Source organism: Psychrobacter sp. FME6, from assembly GCF_014861365.1.
Classification (GTDB): Bacteria; Pseudomonadota; Gammaproteobacteria; order Pseudomonadales; family Moraxellaceae; genus Psychrobacter.
In genome coordinates this window covers 1-17,242 of sequence record NZ_RRYW01000067.1, presented here as the reverse complement: position 1 = coordinate 17,242, position 17,242 = coordinate 1, and the positions used below count along the sequence as shown (strand labels likewise).

At 44.5% G+C, this 17,242-nt stretch carries 9 protein-coding genes; 3 read left to right on the top strand and 6 right to left on the bottom strand.

All coding sequences use genetic code 11. The features are described from left to right. Positions 1-96: 96 nt before the first annotated feature. Together EI162_RS10085 and EI162_RS10080 are read left to right on the top strand one after the other, a co-directional pair. Positions 97-7,326, top strand: a complete 7,230-nt coding sequence (locus tag EI162_RS10085) for a YadA-like family protein (protein ID WP_192524245.1) — start codon at positions 97-99, stop codon at positions 7,324-7,326. A 301-nt stretch (positions 7,327-7,627) separates the two neighbouring features. Beyond that, a complete protein-coding gene (locus EI162_RS10080; RefSeq protein ID WP_192524244.1) occupies positions 7,628-9,175 on the top strand; it encodes an acetyl-CoA hydrolase/transferase family protein in 1,548 nt (515 codons plus the stop codon). On the opposite strand, the gene EI162_RS10075 is transcribed toward EI162_RS10080, so the two are convergent. The 4 genes from EI162_RS10075 to maiA all read right to left on the bottom strand — a co-directional run bounded on the left by EI162_RS10075 (position 9,158) and on the right by maiA (position 13,718). Next, the gene (locus EI162_RS10075; RefSeq protein ID WP_192524243.1) at positions 9,158-9,928 is read right to left on the bottom strand and encodes an SCO family protein; all 771 of its coding nucleotides are present in this window, start codon (positions 9,926-9,928) and stop codon (positions 9,158-9,160) included. The genes EI162_RS10080 and EI162_RS10075 overlap by 18 nt on opposite strands. Before the next feature lie 201 nt (positions 9,929-10,129). After that, positions 10,130-10,972, bottom strand: a complete 843-nt coding sequence (locus EI162_RS10070) for a formylglycine-generating enzyme family protein (protein ID WP_192524242.1) — start codon at positions 10,970-10,972, stop codon at positions 10,130-10,132. Positions 10,973-11,103: 131 nt separating this feature from the next. Continuing rightward, a complete protein-coding gene (gene nirK, locus EI162_RS10065; protein WP_225736955.1) occupies positions 11,104-12,630 on the bottom strand; it encodes a copper-containing nitrite reductase in 1,527 nt (508 codons plus the stop codon). A gap of 440 nt (positions 12,631-13,070) precedes the next feature. Continuing rightward, a complete protein-coding gene (maiA, locus tag EI162_RS10060) occupies positions 13,071-13,718 on the bottom strand; it encodes a maleylacetoacetate isomerase (protein WP_225736956.1) in 648 nt (215 codons plus the stop codon). Positions 13,719-13,849: 131 nt separating this feature from the next. Between maiA and EI162_RS10055 the strand changes: the two genes are divergently transcribed. Continuing rightward, positions 13,850-14,710, top strand: a complete 861-nt coding sequence (locus tag EI162_RS10055; protein ID WP_192524240.1) for an IclR family transcriptional regulator — start codon at positions 13,850-13,852, stop codon at positions 14,708-14,710. A 60-nt stretch (positions 14,711-14,770) separates the two neighbouring features. Here EI162_RS10055 and EI162_RS10050 read toward each other — a convergent pair whose 3' ends face one another. Together EI162_RS10050 and fahA are read right to left on the bottom strand one after the other, a co-directional pair. Beyond that, the gene (locus tag EI162_RS10050) at positions 14,771-15,346 is read right to left on the bottom strand and encodes a VOC family protein (RefSeq protein ID WP_192524239.1); all 576 of its coding nucleotides are present in this window, start codon (positions 15,344-15,346) and stop codon (positions 14,771-14,773) included. Positions 15,347-15,612: 266 nt separating this feature from the next. Then, complete coding sequence (gene fahA / locus EI162_RS10045; protein WP_192524238.1) at positions 15,613-16,914, bottom strand: fumarylacetoacetase; 1,302 nt, start codon at positions 16,912-16,914, stop codon at positions 15,613-15,615. Between the last annotated feature and the right edge of the window lie 328 nt (positions 16,915-17,242).

Sequence of the window (17,242 nt, the reverse complement as noted above, 5' to 3'; positions counted from 1 at the left end):
TTCTTTGGGTTATTATAACCTCTTAGAAGCTGTCCAATTTTATTATGCCACTACAATACGACTTTTAATGAATATGCTGGTCGAGATTTATTAGAGTTGAGTGATAGGTATGGTGGACATACTGAAGCGAGTGGAGCGGCCTCTATTGCCATGGGTGCCAAAGCGAGGTCTGCTGGTAACTTAGCAACTGCTATAGGCATTCATTCGAGCGCATCCGGCATCGCTTCATCAGCGTTTGGTGTGGCATCATCAGCCACCGAAAAAGGCGCATTAGCATTGGGCGCAGGTGCACAAGCGTTAGTACAGGATGGCGTAGCGTTAGGTTCAAGATCAGTGGCTAATGTTGCGGGCGGCACAGTAGGCTTTGCGCCAACAAATGCAAGCACAGCAGAACGAAATGCTATTACAGCAACCAACAGCACTACTCTTGGCGCTGTCTCCGTTGGCAGCGCAAAAGACGGTACTCGTCAGATTGTCAATCTAGCAGCCGGCACCAACGACAGTGATGCGGTGAACGTGGCTCAACTAAAAGGTGTATCTAACACTATCGTCACTAACAAAACGCATTTCTATGGTGTCAATAGTACCGATTCAACCCGTGGCAATTATAACAATGACGGTGCGACTGGCATTGATGCAATGGCGGCTGGAATAGATGCTAAAGCAGCTGGAGATCGCTCTGTTGCTATGGGTACTGGTGCTTCTGCTACGAGTTCTGAATCAACCGCATTAGGCGCTGCATCACAAGCATTTGCAGCTTCTGCTACTGCAGTTGGTTTTGGCGCAAGAGCAGATCAGTACGGTGCAACTGCGATGGGTGTGAACTCTCGTGCACAAGGCCAGTACAGCACTGCTGTTGGTCAAACTGCACAAGCGACAGGTGATAATTCTGTTGCCATGGGTAAAAACGCTAAGGCAACTAACAAAAGTGCGACAGCGCTTGGCGTTAATGCTGAAGCTTTAGGCGAGCGTTCAGTGGCTTTAGGTGAAGGTGCGCAAGCTACTACTCTGACAGGCACTGCCATTGGCTCGCGTACGCGTGCTACTGGAATCCAAAGTACCGCAGTTGGTGTTGGTTCTAAGGCAACTAAGCAATGGGCAACGGCTATGGGCTTTGTTTCAGAAGCAAATGGTGTTAGTTCTGTTGCTCTAGGCGATCGAAGTGTGGTGGATGGTAAAGAGTCGATAGCGATTGGTAAAGGCAATACAGTGAGCGGTCAGAATTCAATTGCTGTTGGTACTGGCCATACTATTGGTGGAGACAACTCAGGCGCATTTGGTGATCCTAACCTTGTCAACGGCAATAATAGCTACGCGGTGGGTAACAACAATACTATCGATGCCGACAACTCCTTTGTTCTTGGCAACAACGTCACGATCAACGCCAGTGACAAGCATTCGATCGCTGTTGGCGAGGGTGCGATAATTAATGGCGAAGACAGCATTGCAATTGGTCGGAACGCCTCTGCTGCGGCTGGTACTAGAAACGGTCTAGCAATTGGTGTGAGATCGAAGTCTGGTAACCACGCCGTATCTTTGGGTGACGACGCTACCTCGGGTAACTACGCGGTAGCGCTTGGTAGTAAAGCTAAAACGCAGATTGGCGGTACAGCTATTGGTCAGGCCTCCAGTGCAGTCAGCAATGCCACAGCCTTAGGTCGCGGTGCTATTGCAGGGCAGTCAGGTAATGTGGCTTTGGGGAACCAATCCATTACTGCAGCACAGCACACCGGCGCTTTTGCCATAAACAATCTACCAGTTGCAGGTTTAACAGGTGGCGCTAGGACAGTATCAGTAGGTGCTATTGGTGCTGAGCGACAAATCCAAAACGTGGCACCGGGGGTCGTGGATGCTAATAGCACCGATGCCATTAACGGTAGTCAGTTGTTTGGGACTAACAGCGTGCTTAAAGATTTAGGTGATACTGTTGACGATGGTTTAAACTTCGATGGTGACACAGGTACAACCGTTAACCGCAAGCTTGGTCAAAAGCTCACGGTGAAAGGAGGTGCAACCACGCCATTATCGGACAACAACATCGGTGTGGTGGCGAGCAGTCCTGATACCTTAACCGTCAAATTGGCCAAAAATATTGACTTAGGAAAAACTGGTAGTGTCAAAATGGGTACCAGTGCACCATTTGGTCTAGGTCCTGTGACTAATGTTAACCGTTTAGGTATGACAACAGGCAACGTTCTAGGGAGTACTGCGGTTACTGGTTTAGGAGTAGTTGTAAATGGTCCATTCGGTGTTCCTAGTACCACTTTAACTACTAATGGTCTTAACATTATTGGTGGCCCAAGCGTTACTAAATCTGGCATTGATGCAGGTGGTAAGGTAATCAGTAACGTCAAAGACGGTGTTGCACCGAAAGATGGTGTCAATGTTAGTCAGCTAGTAACCAGTGCTGCAGGATCAAGAACGGAAGTAACTAAAGGCACTAATGTGGCCAGTGTAGGTAAAACCACAGGCGGCAGTGGTCAAGACGTATATACCGTCAATGCCGACGGCGCCAGTGTATCAGGCGGTTCTACGGCAGTCACGGTGACTCCTGGCATTAAAAACACCGCCACTAACGTCACTGATTATCAAGTGGACTTAAGTCAAACGACTAAAGACAGCATCAGCGATAACACGACCAACATCACTAAAGGCATTAAATTCAACGTCAATAATGGTCTCAAGAAAACCTTTGCTTTAGGGGAAGAGATCAAGTTTGATACGGACAGCAATTTAACCACAGCTGCACTCTCTACAGGCGATGGTATTAAACTTGCCCTAGCTCCAGTGGTGAACGTTGGTACTGCTAATCCAGTACAAATCAATGGTGATACAGGTGAAATATCAGGACTGACTAATAGAGCCTTCAATCCAACGACAACCTACACTGGTGGCGTAGCGGCTACTCAAGAACAGTTGAGCGACCTTAATGGAAAAGTCACCACCTTAGGCTTCGGTATCAAAGCTGCCGATGGTAGCACTGTCCAGAAGAACTTGGGCGAAGCGGTTGAGATTGTGGGTTCTAACAGCAATATCACCACGCAAGTAAACGGTGGAAAAGTTGAAGTTGCGCTCAATAATAATCTAGATTTAGGTGCTAATGGCAGCGTCAAAATGGGTACCAGTGCACCATTTGGTCTAGGTCCTGTGACTAGCGTTAACCGTTTAGGTGTTACAACAGGCAATATTGCAGGAAGTACTGCGGTTACTGGTTTAGGAGTAGTTGTAAATGGTCCATTCGGTATTCCTAGTACGACGTTAACTACTAATGGTCTGAACATTATTGGTGGCCCAAGCGTTACTAAAACAGGTATCGACGCTGGTAATAAAAAGATTACTCGGGTTGATGCTGGTACGGCTGGTACCGATGCGGTGAACGTCGATCAATTGGGCGCCGCCATCTCAAGCAACAAAACCAAGTACTACAGCGTCAACTCAACAGGCGGTACCAACGATCTAAACGAAGGTGCCACTGGACAAAACGCCATGGCCATGGGCCGCAACTCAGTCGCTACTGGCAGTCAAGCCATCTCGATTGGTAGCAGTGCAGGCGGTCAAAAAACCACTGCCAGTGGAGAGCAGTCTATCGCCATGGGTGCCAACACAGTGTCTAAAGGCGCATCCTCTATCGCCATTGGTGGTGATGACCTAGACGCGGCCTCTAAAGCCAATCTCACAGGGGCTTCTAGCACAGCCGTCAATGGTGGTAGTGTCAACACTACCTTCAAAGCTTATACCGGTCGTGATCTTGTTGAGACCCCGCCGTATCAAGTGAATACTGCATCAGATGGTACCGCCTCCATAGCTATGGGTGCCAAAGCATTGTCTAAAGGCGCGTTGTCTACCGCCATTGGTATACAATCCTCTTCAGCGGGTGTCGCATCCTCAGCCTTTGGTGTGGGATCTTCAGCGAGTGAAGAGGGTTCAGTGGCCTTAGGTGCAGGATCGGTGGCTAATGTTGCAGGCGGCGCAGTAGGCTATGTTCCAACAGGCATAAGTGCAGCAGATGCAACCGCCATCACAAATACCCAAAGTGGTGCAAGATATGGCGCTGTTTCAGTAGGAAACGGGGACAAAGGTGGCAATCGTCAGATCGTCAATCTAGCAGCCGGCACTAACGACAGTGATGCAGTGAACGTGGCTCAATTAAAAGGCGGCGTCTCAAGTGTCGTTGATTTGGGCCTCAACTTCGATGGCGACACAGGTACAACCGTCAACCGCAAGCTTGGTCAAAAGCTCACGGTGAAAGGAGGTGCAACCACGCCATTATCGGACAACAACATCGGTGTGGTGGCGAGCAGTCCTGATACCTTAACCGTCAAACTGGCCAAAGACTTAACCGGTCTTGATAGTGTGACGACAGGTGGTACTGTTATGAATAATAGTGGTCTAAGAGTTGGTAACAGCTTAGTCAACCAAAATGGGTTTACCTTCCTAAGCACTGGTAGTCCTAACAATACTGTTAGATTGACGAAGGCGGGTCTCCATAATGGCAACAAGCAAATCACAGGGGTTGGCAGCGCAGGTGATCTCACCGATATAAATAACGTAAACAATGCCGTCAATGTCAGCGACTTAAATGACTTTAGTTCTAATCTTGGCAAAGTTGACGTGGCTGCTGGTACCAACGTTAATAACGTCACACCAACGACGGTTGGTAACCTAACCACTTACACCATCAATGCCGATGGCGCAAAAGTCTCAGTTGGCTCAGCTTTAACCGTCAGCGATACGAAAGACACGACTACTAATCTCACTGACTATAAAGTGGATTTAAGTGCCGACACTAAAACCAGCTTGGGCAATGCCGACAGTGCCTTACAATCTGTCGTGACTCAGATTGATGGTACTGCTGTCAAAACCATTAACAAAGCAAACAATACTGCCAACTTTGTCACAGGCGATAATATGGTCTTAAGTGATGATTTATCAGGAGGTATTAAAATTGCGACTGCTCAAGATCTGGTGCTAAACAGTGTTAAAACAGGTAATACTACAGTCAATAATAATGGTATGACTATAGTGGCACCAACTTTAGCCCGTACAGTCGTACTTAACAGCAACGGTCTCAACAACGGTGGTAATAAGATCATTAACGTTAAAGCCGGTGAAGCGGATACTGATGTGGTCAACGTTGGACAGTTAAATCTAGCGAATACTACCATTAATAAAGGCTTGGACTTTGGCGGTGACAGTGGAACCGATGTCAACCGTAAACTCGGTGAAAAGCTGATCGTTAAAGGTGGCGACACTATCAATGCGGATCCAACGACGAAAAACATTAGTGTCACTGCTAATGGCGCTGATACGTTGACTGTCAGACTGGCTAAAGATATTAATCTTGGTAATACAGGTAGCGTGACTACTGGTAATACTCAAGTTAATAATGCTGGTATTACTTTATATAATGGTAGTAATGATCAAGTGGTTCTTACTAATAATGGTCTGAACAATGGCAATAACAAAATCACTAACGTTGCTGTTGGAACATTGAACGCGACTAGTAAGGATGCGGTGAACGGTAGTCAGTTATTCGAGACTAACGAAAAAGTTGCCAAAGGCATCAAGTTTGACCTAAATGGTAATACAAAAACCTACGCGTTAGGTGAAGCCATTCAAGTGGCGACTGATGCCAATATTACCACGACCGCTTTTGGTAACGGTGCAAAGTTTGGTCTAGCTGATACTATTAAAGTCGGTGGCACTAGTACAAATGCGGTATCAATAAATGGTACGGTAGGAACTATCAAAGGCTTGTCTAATACGACCTTTGATGCCGATGCCGTTTATGATGGTGGACAAGCCGCGACCCAAGAGCAGTTATCTGGTCTTCAGAGTGGTATAAACACCACCTTCAATAAAGGTATCTCGTTTGGTGGCGATAGTGGTACAGATGTCAACCGTAAGCTTGGTGACAGAGTCATCGTCAAAGGTGGGGTGAGCGATCCTACAAAACTCACGGACAGCAATATCGGTGTGATTGCTGATGGTACCGATACACTATCAGTCAAGTTAGCCAAAGACCTCACTGGACTAAATAGTGCGAGCTTTGGTAATAATGTCATGATTTCATCCACTGGCTTAAGAGCTGGTGATACCTTAGTCAATCAAAATGGTGTGACGTTTACTAGCGAAGAAAGCCCGAGTAAAACAGTCTTGCTAAGCAGTAATGGCCTAAACAACGGCGGTAATAAAATTACTAATGTTGCAAAAGGTGAAGCAAAAACTGACGCTGTCAACGTTCAACAATTAAACGAAGTCAAGAAAAGTGCCGCTGATGCCAATAAAGGTTGGGATTTAAGTGCACAAGGGAATACAGCCACCACTACTACTGTAAAACCAAGCGCCAAAGTCGACTTAAACAACACAGATGGCAATATTACAGTGTCTAAAACGGCAGACAGTAACGATGTCGGCTTTAATCTAAATAAAGACATTGCCATAGAAAGTGTAAAAACAGGTACTGTGACGATGAATGGTGACGGTTTAACCATCGCAGGCGGCCCTAAGTTTACCAAAACAAGTATTGATGCTGGTGGTAACAAAATCACCAATGTTGCTAACGGTATTGTTGCGTTTGAAAGTAAAGACGCAGTGAATGGTGGACAATTACAAGAGGTTATCACTGGTATTCAATCAGATGCCGCTGTACTTGCTTTAGAAATGGGCGCTGGACTTAACTTTAATGCTGATAGTGGCCCTGTTATCAACAAAAAATCCGGTTCCAATCCACTTAGCCTTAAGGGTGGTAATAACATTACCACCACATCAGAAGGCAGTAGTATTAAGTTCGACTTGAATGGCAACATTAATGTCGATAGCGTGACGACTGGTAACACCACAGTCAGTACCAATGGCATCAGTATCAAGAATGGTCCAAGTATGACCGCATCTGGTATCTATGCGGGCAACCTTGAAACTGCCCCTAGCATGACTTCAGCAGGTATCAATGCAGCTGGTACTAAGATCACCAATGTTGCTGATGGTATGGCACCTAGAGATGCTGTGAACCTCGCTCAACTAGATGCGGTTGGTAAACGACTGGGTGACAACATGAATCAGCTAGGTTATAAGATTGGCGAAGTCGAAGATGATGCAAACGCGGGTATCTCAGCTGCGATGGCAATGTCTTCACTACCACAAGCTTATATTGCAGGTAAATCGCTGATTGGTGGTGGTATAGGAACGTACAACGGAGAGAGCGCAGTGGCTATCGGTTTCTCTAAACTGTTTGATGACGGTCGTTGGATCATGAAACTAAATGGTACGGCAGATACTCAAGGCAATGTAGGTGCTTCGGTTGGTGCAGGTTTCCATTTTGATTAAAACCGCTGAGTTAAAATAAGCTAAGCATCGACTACGACTGTTAATAATACACAAAAAAGCAAGACATCTAATGTCTTGCTTTTTTATATACAGCTCCTAGAATCGGTACTACAAAAAATGAGATCTAGCAACTGATTGGTACGCCTCATATGTTCAAGCCATTATATATTTAAGTCATTCAGCTTGTTTTTTACCAGAAAGTTGCTAATATGCGGCAATGGGTTTTATTGTGGGTTTCGTGTCAAACACTTCGTTGTGAAGTGGTTTGATATTAATAGGGAAGTTACTAGGGAAAAAAGGTATGACATCAATTAACCATGAAGGTCGCGTACTTCACGAAGGTCTAAGTAAAAAAGTCATGTCTGCTGATCAAGCAGCGGCATTTATCAAACATGATATGAACGTTGGGATGAGTGGTTTTACTGGTGCAGGTTATCCAAAAGCCATACCAGCTGCGCTTGCCAAACACATGGAAGATGCGCATGCTCGCGGTGAGGAGTTTCAGATAGGTTTGCTAACTGGCGCCTCTACTGCGACTGAATGTGATGGCGTATTGGCTGATGCCAAAGGTATTAAATGGCGCACACCATATCAATCAGAGCCTGCACTGCGTAAGCAAATCAACGCTGGCGCCGCGCATTATTTTGATATGCACTTGTCGCATGTGGCTCAGCAAAGCACCATTGGCTTCTATGGTGATATGCATATGGCTGTCGTTGAAGTTGCAGGCATTTTGCCAGATGGTCGCCTCATCCCATCGACCTCTATCGGTACCAGTAATGCATGGTTAGAAAATGCCGACCATATCATTTTAGAGGTGAATGCTCAGCAAAGCCTGATGTTAGAAGGTATGCATGACGTTTATAACGATATTGGTATGCCGCCCAACCGTAAACCTATTCCACTAGTAACTCCGGGTGGCCGTATTGGTGTTCCATACTTGCATTGCGACTTAGATAAAGTTGTGGCGGTTGTTTTAACCGACTCACCAGATCGCAATAGTAAGTTTGCTGATCCAGATGACTGCTCAAACCAAATTGCCAGCCATATCATTAACTTTTTCCATGATGAAGTTAAGAAAGGCCGTCTGCCAGAAAACTTGTTGCCAATTCAGTCTGGTGTGGGTAACGTCGCCAACGCGGTATTGGCCGGTTTGCAGAACAGCCCGTTTGAGAATTTAACAGGCTACACAGAAGTATTGCAGGATGGCATGTTAGACCTAATCATGTCTGGCAAAATGACTATGGCGTCTGCCACTGCACTTTCATTAAGTCCAGATGCATTAGAAATTTTTAATGCCAATCTTGAAGAGCTGCGTGCACGCATCGTTTTACGTCCGCAAGAAATTACTAACCACCCCGAAGTATCACGTCGCTTAGGCGTGCTCGCTATCAATGCTATGATTGAGTGTGACCTCTATGGTAACGTTAACTCAACTCACGTCATGGGCACTAATATGATGAATGGCTTGGGCGGTTCAGGTGACTTTGCACGTAATGCTTATACCTCATTCTTTGTATCGCCATCCGTGGCAAAAGATGGTGCCATCTCTTGCATCACGCCAATGGTATCGCACCATGATCATACGGAGCATGATGTGATGGTGATTGTGACTGAGCAAGGTTTGGCTGATTTACGTGGTCTTGCACCGCGTCAACGTGCGCAGGCAATTATCGATAACTGTGCGCATCCTGACTACCGTCCGATGCTACAAGATTATTTTGATCGCGCCTCAGACACTGCTGGCATGCAAACGCCGCATATCCTTAAAGAATCACTATCATGGCATCAACGCTATGTTGAGACTGGCGATATGCGTACCAAAAAAAGCTTAGCTTTGGCGGTTTAAATACTCAATCAAAGGCTTAATGCCAGAATCAGCGACGCCAACACCTTGTGCGACTAAGCGACCTTTTTTATCCAAAACAGAAATTAGGTTAGAGTGATTAATGTCACCATTATCAGCAAATTGATATTTGATATTTAAGGTGTTGGCAAGCATACGCGTACTGGCTTCATCGCTACGAATCAACCGCCAGTTATCACCAAGCTCATTGTGCGCGGCAAAGTTTTTCATGACATCAACGGTATCGCGTTCAGTATCCAATGTTGCTAATAAAAACTCAGTTTGCGCACGAGCTTCTGGTGTCATCTCTTTATACATCTGTTTCATAGATTGCACTAAAATAGGGCAGGTATGCTGGCAGCTGGTATAAGCCATCACCACCACCTGATTTTTACCTTCTAGATTATCAAGCTCAAAAGTATTGCCATTTTGATCTGTCCAATCGCCACCTGCCTGATAGATAGAGTAATCTTGTCCTAGTGCTTCGGCAGGCTCGTGAGAATTCATATCAGCATGGTTCATTTGTTTATGATCCATGTCCTTCATACCGTCATGAGCCGCTGTTGCCTCTTTGGATTCAGAAGTCGCGTCAGCATGGCTGGCTTGTGTAGAAGCTGATTCAGGGTTGCTACAGGCCAATAATCCCATGCATAACCCACCAGCCAAGGTTAGTTTGATAGCATGAGACACATTAGACAATCGATGAGTCGCCGTATTTTGCACTGTTGTATTTTGAATGGTTTTTATTGTGTTCATTAGACAATCCTTAAAGGCTGTTAAATTCGATTAGGAATAAGATGTAGGGCGCTGTATTAATACTGACTATCTTTATATAAAATAAGTACAAATATGACAATGCGCTACTGAGATAAATTTTTCTTGCTTGCTGTGCCTGCGCAGACAGAGGCGGCGCAAAACTTATCTCAGTAGCACTATGCTTGTTTCATAGTAGATAGACTAATTACTAGCACAGCGAAAGCCAAGACTACTGACGGTATATTTGGCTTCTAAGCTTGAGCGAAAACCATAACGCATAAAAGCTGCATAATCACTGGGATCAACCGCACCTGCTGCACCTGAGCCACAAAACATCTGTTGGTTTAGGTTGCTGTCAGCGCGTGATTCGCCAGTGACTAAGCTATTGTTAAAGTTCTCTGTCCACTCCCATATCAAACCGTGTAAGTCCTTGACGCCCCAATAGTTAGCAGGGGTTTGTCCGACATCAGCAAGTTGGTCTTTATTACCGGCAGACTTACCATACCAGTCCAATATGCGTTGGTTATAGCCTTCTTCTAGGCTGCCGTTTTTATTGGTGGTAGACGCTTGCGCCACGTATTCCCACTGCTCAACCGTTGGCAGGCGCTTGTTTTGAGCGCGGCAATACTGATTGGCGGCATACCATGAAACATTGACCACAGGTTTACGGAAATCTACTTTTTTAGGCACAGAGATGTTTTTAGTATTAATCCAATGCCTTAGATAACCAGCGTCAGCAAAAATAGGAGCAATTGCCCGTTGCCTAAACTTTGGATTTTCTTTTAAAAATTGATAATACTGGATGTTAGTGACTGGTAGCTCATCAATCTTGAACTTATCGACTGCCACTAAAGGTGAGTTTTTGCTCAAGTATAACGGACGATAAGTACCGGGCTGAATGGCAAGCTCTTTTGCTTGCGCTTGCGTACTCATAAACCCAAAGTCCGTTGTTAGTGTTAGCGCACTGATCGCCAATAACAACGCTAACGGGCGAGCAGTCGTGTTCATGATTTGTTGAGTGTTAGTGATGTGAGTAGATAACATGACTAATCTCCTAGTTGTCCTAAAAGGGCAGGGTGTATCATGCCAGTCAAACGGTGCCAGACTCCTACTGAGTTAGACACCATTTTTGGCTGAATGATAAGAAAGTAAGTCGTTTAATAAAAAGGGCAAACTTACTTACGAGCCGCTTTGACATCTGCTGGTGTGATTTCGCCACCTTTGTTATCCCAACTGTTAATGATATAAGTGACGACGTTAGCCACTTTCTCGTCATCTAAGGCCACAGCTGGCATCACACTGTCATACTCTTCACCGTTAACGGTAATTTTTCCAGTCAAGCCATTTAGTATCGCATCGATGGCACGTTTAGGGTCTTTATTGAGATAGTCAGATTTAGCCAATGGTGGGAAGGCTTTTGGTATGCCTGCACCATTCAGTTGGTGACACGCGGCACAGTTGCTGGCATAAATAGACTCACCCATTTTGATTCTTTCTTGTTTATTGGCAGCGGTGACAACTGGTGCCGGTGCATTGGTTTTGCCGAGGCTTTGAGCGGCTGAACCTTCTGGTAAATACACGCTTTCGTTGACTTTTCCAGAGTAGATTTTCGCATCTTCAGGGCCTTCAACATCAATGATACCAAGTGCTCCTTTGTTAAATGCACGGAAAATAGAGTGGTCGACCATCACCAGCTCACCCGGTACATCCACTTTAAACTCAGTAATGGCTGCACCACCTGCAGGAATAAGCGTGGTTTGTACGTTATGATTTTCAACGCTACCCCCTTCTGCATTTACTTTGTCAAAGATCTCACCGATAACGTGGAATGATGATACTAAGTTAGGACCACCATTACCGACAAACAAACGAACGGTTTCACCGACTTTTGCTTTTAGTGAATTTTCACCCGTTAGCGCGCCTACTGATCCATTAAATAACACGTAGTCTGCTTGTTCTTTCACCGCTTTTTCCATGTCAAAAGGTTGTACACCTTTATCACCATAGTCGCCCTTGGTGTAGAAATCTCCCTGCATGACATAAAACTCACGATCAACTTTTGATAAACCCTCTTCTGGCTCAACCAAAATTAGACCATACATACCGTTAGCGATGTGCATACCGACTGGTGCTACTGCGCAGTGATAAACGTATAAGCCCGGTTTTAAGGCTTTAAAGTTAAATTCTGAGGTATAACCAGGAGAGGTGAAGGAAGAAGCGGCACCGCCCCCAGGCCCTGTTACGGCATGCAAATCAATATTGTGCGGCATTTTAGAGTCAGGATGATTTGATAAATGAAACTCAATTTCATCGCCTTCACGAACTCGCATAAACTGTCCTGGCACCTGACCGCCAAACGTCCAAAAGTTATACTCGACACCATCGGCTAAGCGCATGGTTTTTTCCACAGTCTCCATTTTTACGACTACTTTTGCAGGATAATCGCGGTCAATAGGCGGTGGCACATCAGGAGCGTGAGTCAGAATACCTTCGATAACAGGTAGCTCACCATCTGCCGTGGTTTTCGCTTTAGCATCAGTTTCAGCTTGTGTTTTCTCATCATTGGTTGCATCGGTCTGATCAGGATTGGATTTGTCACAACCAACCATGGCAGCTGTGCTTAAAGCTAATAAACAAGCTAAAGCCAGTTTAGAGTAAGTAGGGGATTTGTTTGGTGAGGAGGTTGAGTTAAAAAGGCGCATAGTGCTCTCCATAATTAGAAATAAGTGGCTCAGTTATCAAATGTCGATTTTTGTTGCTGTTCTTATGCTACGCACACAATTGAAGAAAAGCAAAATATGTTCTAAGAAAACAAATTCATAACAGGATTGTTTGAATAACTTGGCTTCCATAACATTCATTCTAAATGAATCTTTAAGAATAGGCTACTGCCCTTAGGAATATTGTTTAACTATTTCTATACTGAGTAGTTACAGATTTATATATGAATTAATACGATTAGCTGAACCGAAAAAGTTGTATAAAAATGTACATCAACATACCCTAAAATCTTCATCACAAAACGCCCCTTATGTGTTAGATAAGGGGCATTTTGTGAGCGCTATTGTCTACGCCAGTAGCACTTGTATCCGTTTTAAAGTGATTCAATTATATAACACAGGTATATAGTTGGTGACTTACCCTAATTAGGCTTTGGCGCATCAGGCTGCATCATAGGATCAGCGTCGGCAAATGCCTTTAAGGTGCGGCAATGCGTATCAACCTCGACAATATTAGGGTAAGGGCTTAAATCCACTTTAAAACGTTGAGCAGAGGAAACCTGCGGAATGAGATAGCAATCTGCAAAAGTAGGGCTGTCACCGTAGCAGAATTTTCCACGGGTTTTGTCTTGAGCCAAACGCTTTTCTAACGCAGTAAATCCTTCACTCATCCAGCGGTTGCACCAATCCATGACTTTTTCTTCATCTACCGAGAGTTCGTTGCGTAGATACTGCAATATACGGCGGTTATTAATTGGGTGAATGTCACAGCCAATCATGGCGCTAATGGCGCGCACCTGCACGCGACCAGCCGCGTCTTTGGGCAATAGAGGGCTTTCAGGGTAGACTTCTTCTAACCACTCTAAAATAGCAGGGCTTTGATATAATAAGAGATCATCTGCTTGTAAGACCGGCACCAATCCTTGAGGGTTGATGGCCTTAAACTCTGTTTCTAGCTGCTCATCTTGTGCTAGATTGACTGTGATATTGTCATAATCCAAGCCTTTTAGGTTCATTGCGATGCGAGTACGGTAAGAAGTGCTGCTGCGAAAGTAACCATAAAGTTTCATCATTATCTATGTCCTTTATTATGTTGTGAGTGAGATAAGGGGTTATACTTGGTACTATGACCTTTATCCTAATCAAGTAAACTATTAATCAAGTAAACTATTAATTAAGAAAGCCATTAATTGAGTGAAATATGCCAGCCGCTGAAAATCCTTTAGACAATCCCGCTCCAACGAATAAAACCCAAAATGGCGTACAGTCGCTTGAAGTTGGTCTATCGATATTAGATGTGCTTATCGATCATAACGAGCCTATGATGCTCAAAGATATTGCCCAAGCGATGCAGATGCATCCAGCAAAGTGCCATCGTTATTTGGTCAGCCTTATTCGAAAAGACTATGCGCGCAAGCTTGACGATGGACGCTATGGACTCGGTGACAGGGTTAATGCATTAGGGGCGTTAGGAGCAATGGGGCATACTGGATTTCATCCAAACAATATCTTGGAGCGGCTAACATACATTGCTAATGATATTAAGAACAGTACCAACTGCGCGGTGCAAATCGCCAAATGGTTTAATGAAGGCCCTATTATTATTCAGTCTGTTGAACCGGATAGCGCTATTAGTATTATCACTCGTATCGGCTCACGTATGCCACTGACGACGTCAGCTACAGGACAGTTATTTGCCAGTTATCAGCCTGATGCTATTATTAAGCCATTGGTTATCACTGAATGGCAAACCAGCGAAGAGGCGGTTATAGCAGAGAAATGGCAGCATTTTAGCCAACTTCAAACCAAGATTCGCACCCAAGGTTATGCGACCGTTACTGGTGATATGTTGGTGGGTATTAACGCCATCACTATTCCAGTTATCTTACCGCAGCTTGATAGCTCTGCTGAGGTGTTTATCGAGGGTCAACCATCTGTCGAAAATCTGCCATTAGAGTATGCGATTACGATCATCGGTACCACAGAGCAGTTACCGATGGGTACAAAAAACAATGTGGTCGAGAAAATAATGGCAATAGCGCAGCGGTATCAAATAGCGTAGCTAAGACAGTCTTAGCTACTTTATAAACAGTAGTCTGAACAATTAAAAATCTGCAAAGTATCATTCACCGGCAGGCGCGACTTCTCTTGCTTCAGCCAGCTCTTCAGCATGCAAAAACTGCGTATGCGCGGGAGCACGCTTAGTACGCGACCATTCATCGAGCATGTCTTGTTTAATTTCTTCAGTAATCATCGATACTTTTTCTTCTGAAGTAATATCATCATAGGTGAGTTCCATACGATGACCGTTGGGATCGAAGAAGTAGATCGAGTGGAAGATGCCGTGATTGGTAACCCCAATAACATCGATGCCGCCTTCCTCTAAATGCTTTTTAGCAGCAATTAAAGTATCACGGTCTTTTACTTTCATCGCTAGATGTTGAACCCAGTCTGGGGTATTTGGATCAAAGCCCATTTCAGGCTGATTGGGTACTTCAAAAAACGCCAACACATTGCCATTACCGGCGTCTAAAAATACGTGCATGTAAGGGTCAAAGGCTTTGGTTGAAGGTACATGGTCTTCGGCAAATGCCAAGATAAAGTCCATATTTAGATGTTTTTGATACCATTCGACGGTTTCTTTAGCGTCTTTACAGCGATAGGCTACGTGATGGATTTTTTCAATTTTAAAGCTCATATCAAACTCCTTTTGATAGGGCGGATTGCTAATCAGGCTGTCAGCGAGCTTGGTTGTACATCAGTAACTCTTTGACAGCTTGAATTCATTTTTACGCCTTTTTTATGTGCTAATGCTTTATATATAGTCAGTGAGAAGTAATATCGCTACATCACGTACTGCAGATACCGTTTTTTCTTGCTTGCTGTGCCTACGCAGACAGAGGCTGCAAAAAAACTATACCCGCAGTATCGTAGCGTTTTTAAAGTACTTTAACTATAGTCAGGCTATTCGCCAAAATCAAAGCTAAGCGCAGGCAGTACTTTTCCGCGTACTTCACCGAATCCGACACGGATGCCATCTTTTTCGCTATAGCCTTTCATAATGACCGTATCGCCATCCTCGATGAAGCTGCGCGTTTCACCACCTTTTAGCGTCACTGGTTTGGTAGCGTTCCATGCAATCTCAAGCATTGAACCATAAGAATCTGGCGTCGAACCTGAAATCGTACCTGAGCCCATCATATCGCCAACTTCTACTTTACAGCCAGTAATAGTGTGGTGGGTCAGCTGCTGTGCCATTGACCAATACATATATTTGAAATTAGTTTCGCAAACGACAGTGGCGTTGTCCGCATTTTCAGGCAATAACTCGACTGATAGATTGATGTCGTAGCTGTTTTTGCTGTCTTTTTGATTCAGATAAGCCAGCGGTTTTGGCTCTTGTGTTGGACATGGTGTCTTAAAAGGTGCCAATGCATCCATAGTTACAATCCAAGGCGAGACTTCAGAAGCAAAGGTTTTGGCATTAAATGGACCTAAAGGCACGTATTCCCATTTTTGTATGTCACGTGCTGACCAATCATTAAGTAACACCATGCCAAAGATATGATCAATAGCGTTATCTACTGCAATCGGCTGACCGATGTTGTTATTTTTACCGACGACAAAAGCAGTTTCCAGCTCAAAATCTAAACGCTTACAAGGTGAAAAAATAGGACGGTCATCAGCATTGGGTTTTAGCTGACCTGAGGGACGTATCACATCGCTACCACTCACAATAACGGTGCTGGCGCGGCCATTATAACCAACTGGCATTTCGGTCCAGTTAGGTAGTAGCGCGTTGCTCGGGTCACGGAACATAGTGCCGACGTTGGTTGCATGCTCTTTAGAAGAATAAAAATCGGTAAAACCCGGTACTTGAACGGGCAAATGCATAGTGACGTCAGCTTGCTTAAATAGTGCTTTGCTTTGTAAGTCTTTATTGTCACATAAAGAATTATTAGTATTAGACAGTAAGGTCTGGATGGTTTTTCGTGCTTTAGTCCAATTGTCGCGACCAGAATCAATAAAGGCGTTCAGAGTGGGCTGATTAAAATATGGACCGTTGTCTAAATTCAGCAAACCTTCTGTTTCGAGGACAGCCAAATCCAATACGTGCTCGCCAATGGCAACACCGGCACGGCGCTTGTTATTACCAGCACCATCTTTAGTCTCACTAAAAATGCCATAAGGTAGGTTGTGAATTGAAAAATCAGAATCGCTGGCGATATCGAGGAAAGAGGTGAGGTTGTTGTCAATCGTTGACATAGTTTGCTCCTTGCTAAAGTATATAATAAATTACGCTATGATTAACTGCTTACGTATAATGTAATTTAACAACGTATAGATTGCAAGGGCTTTTATGCAGCGTTTGCTTAAATGATGCTTGATGAGCTCATTGTAGAGAGTTGCGTCTTTGGCTCTAATGCTTCTTAGCAATGTAAATAGATAAACGCAGAACATAAAAAAAGGCTAAGCAACTGCTCAGCCTTTTTTCATTAAGATATTTTGGTGGTGTGTCAGAAAGTATGCTGAAGAAATAAAGGAGGGTGACAGCCAAAGCAAGATGATATATTTGAGGTTATGAAGACACAAA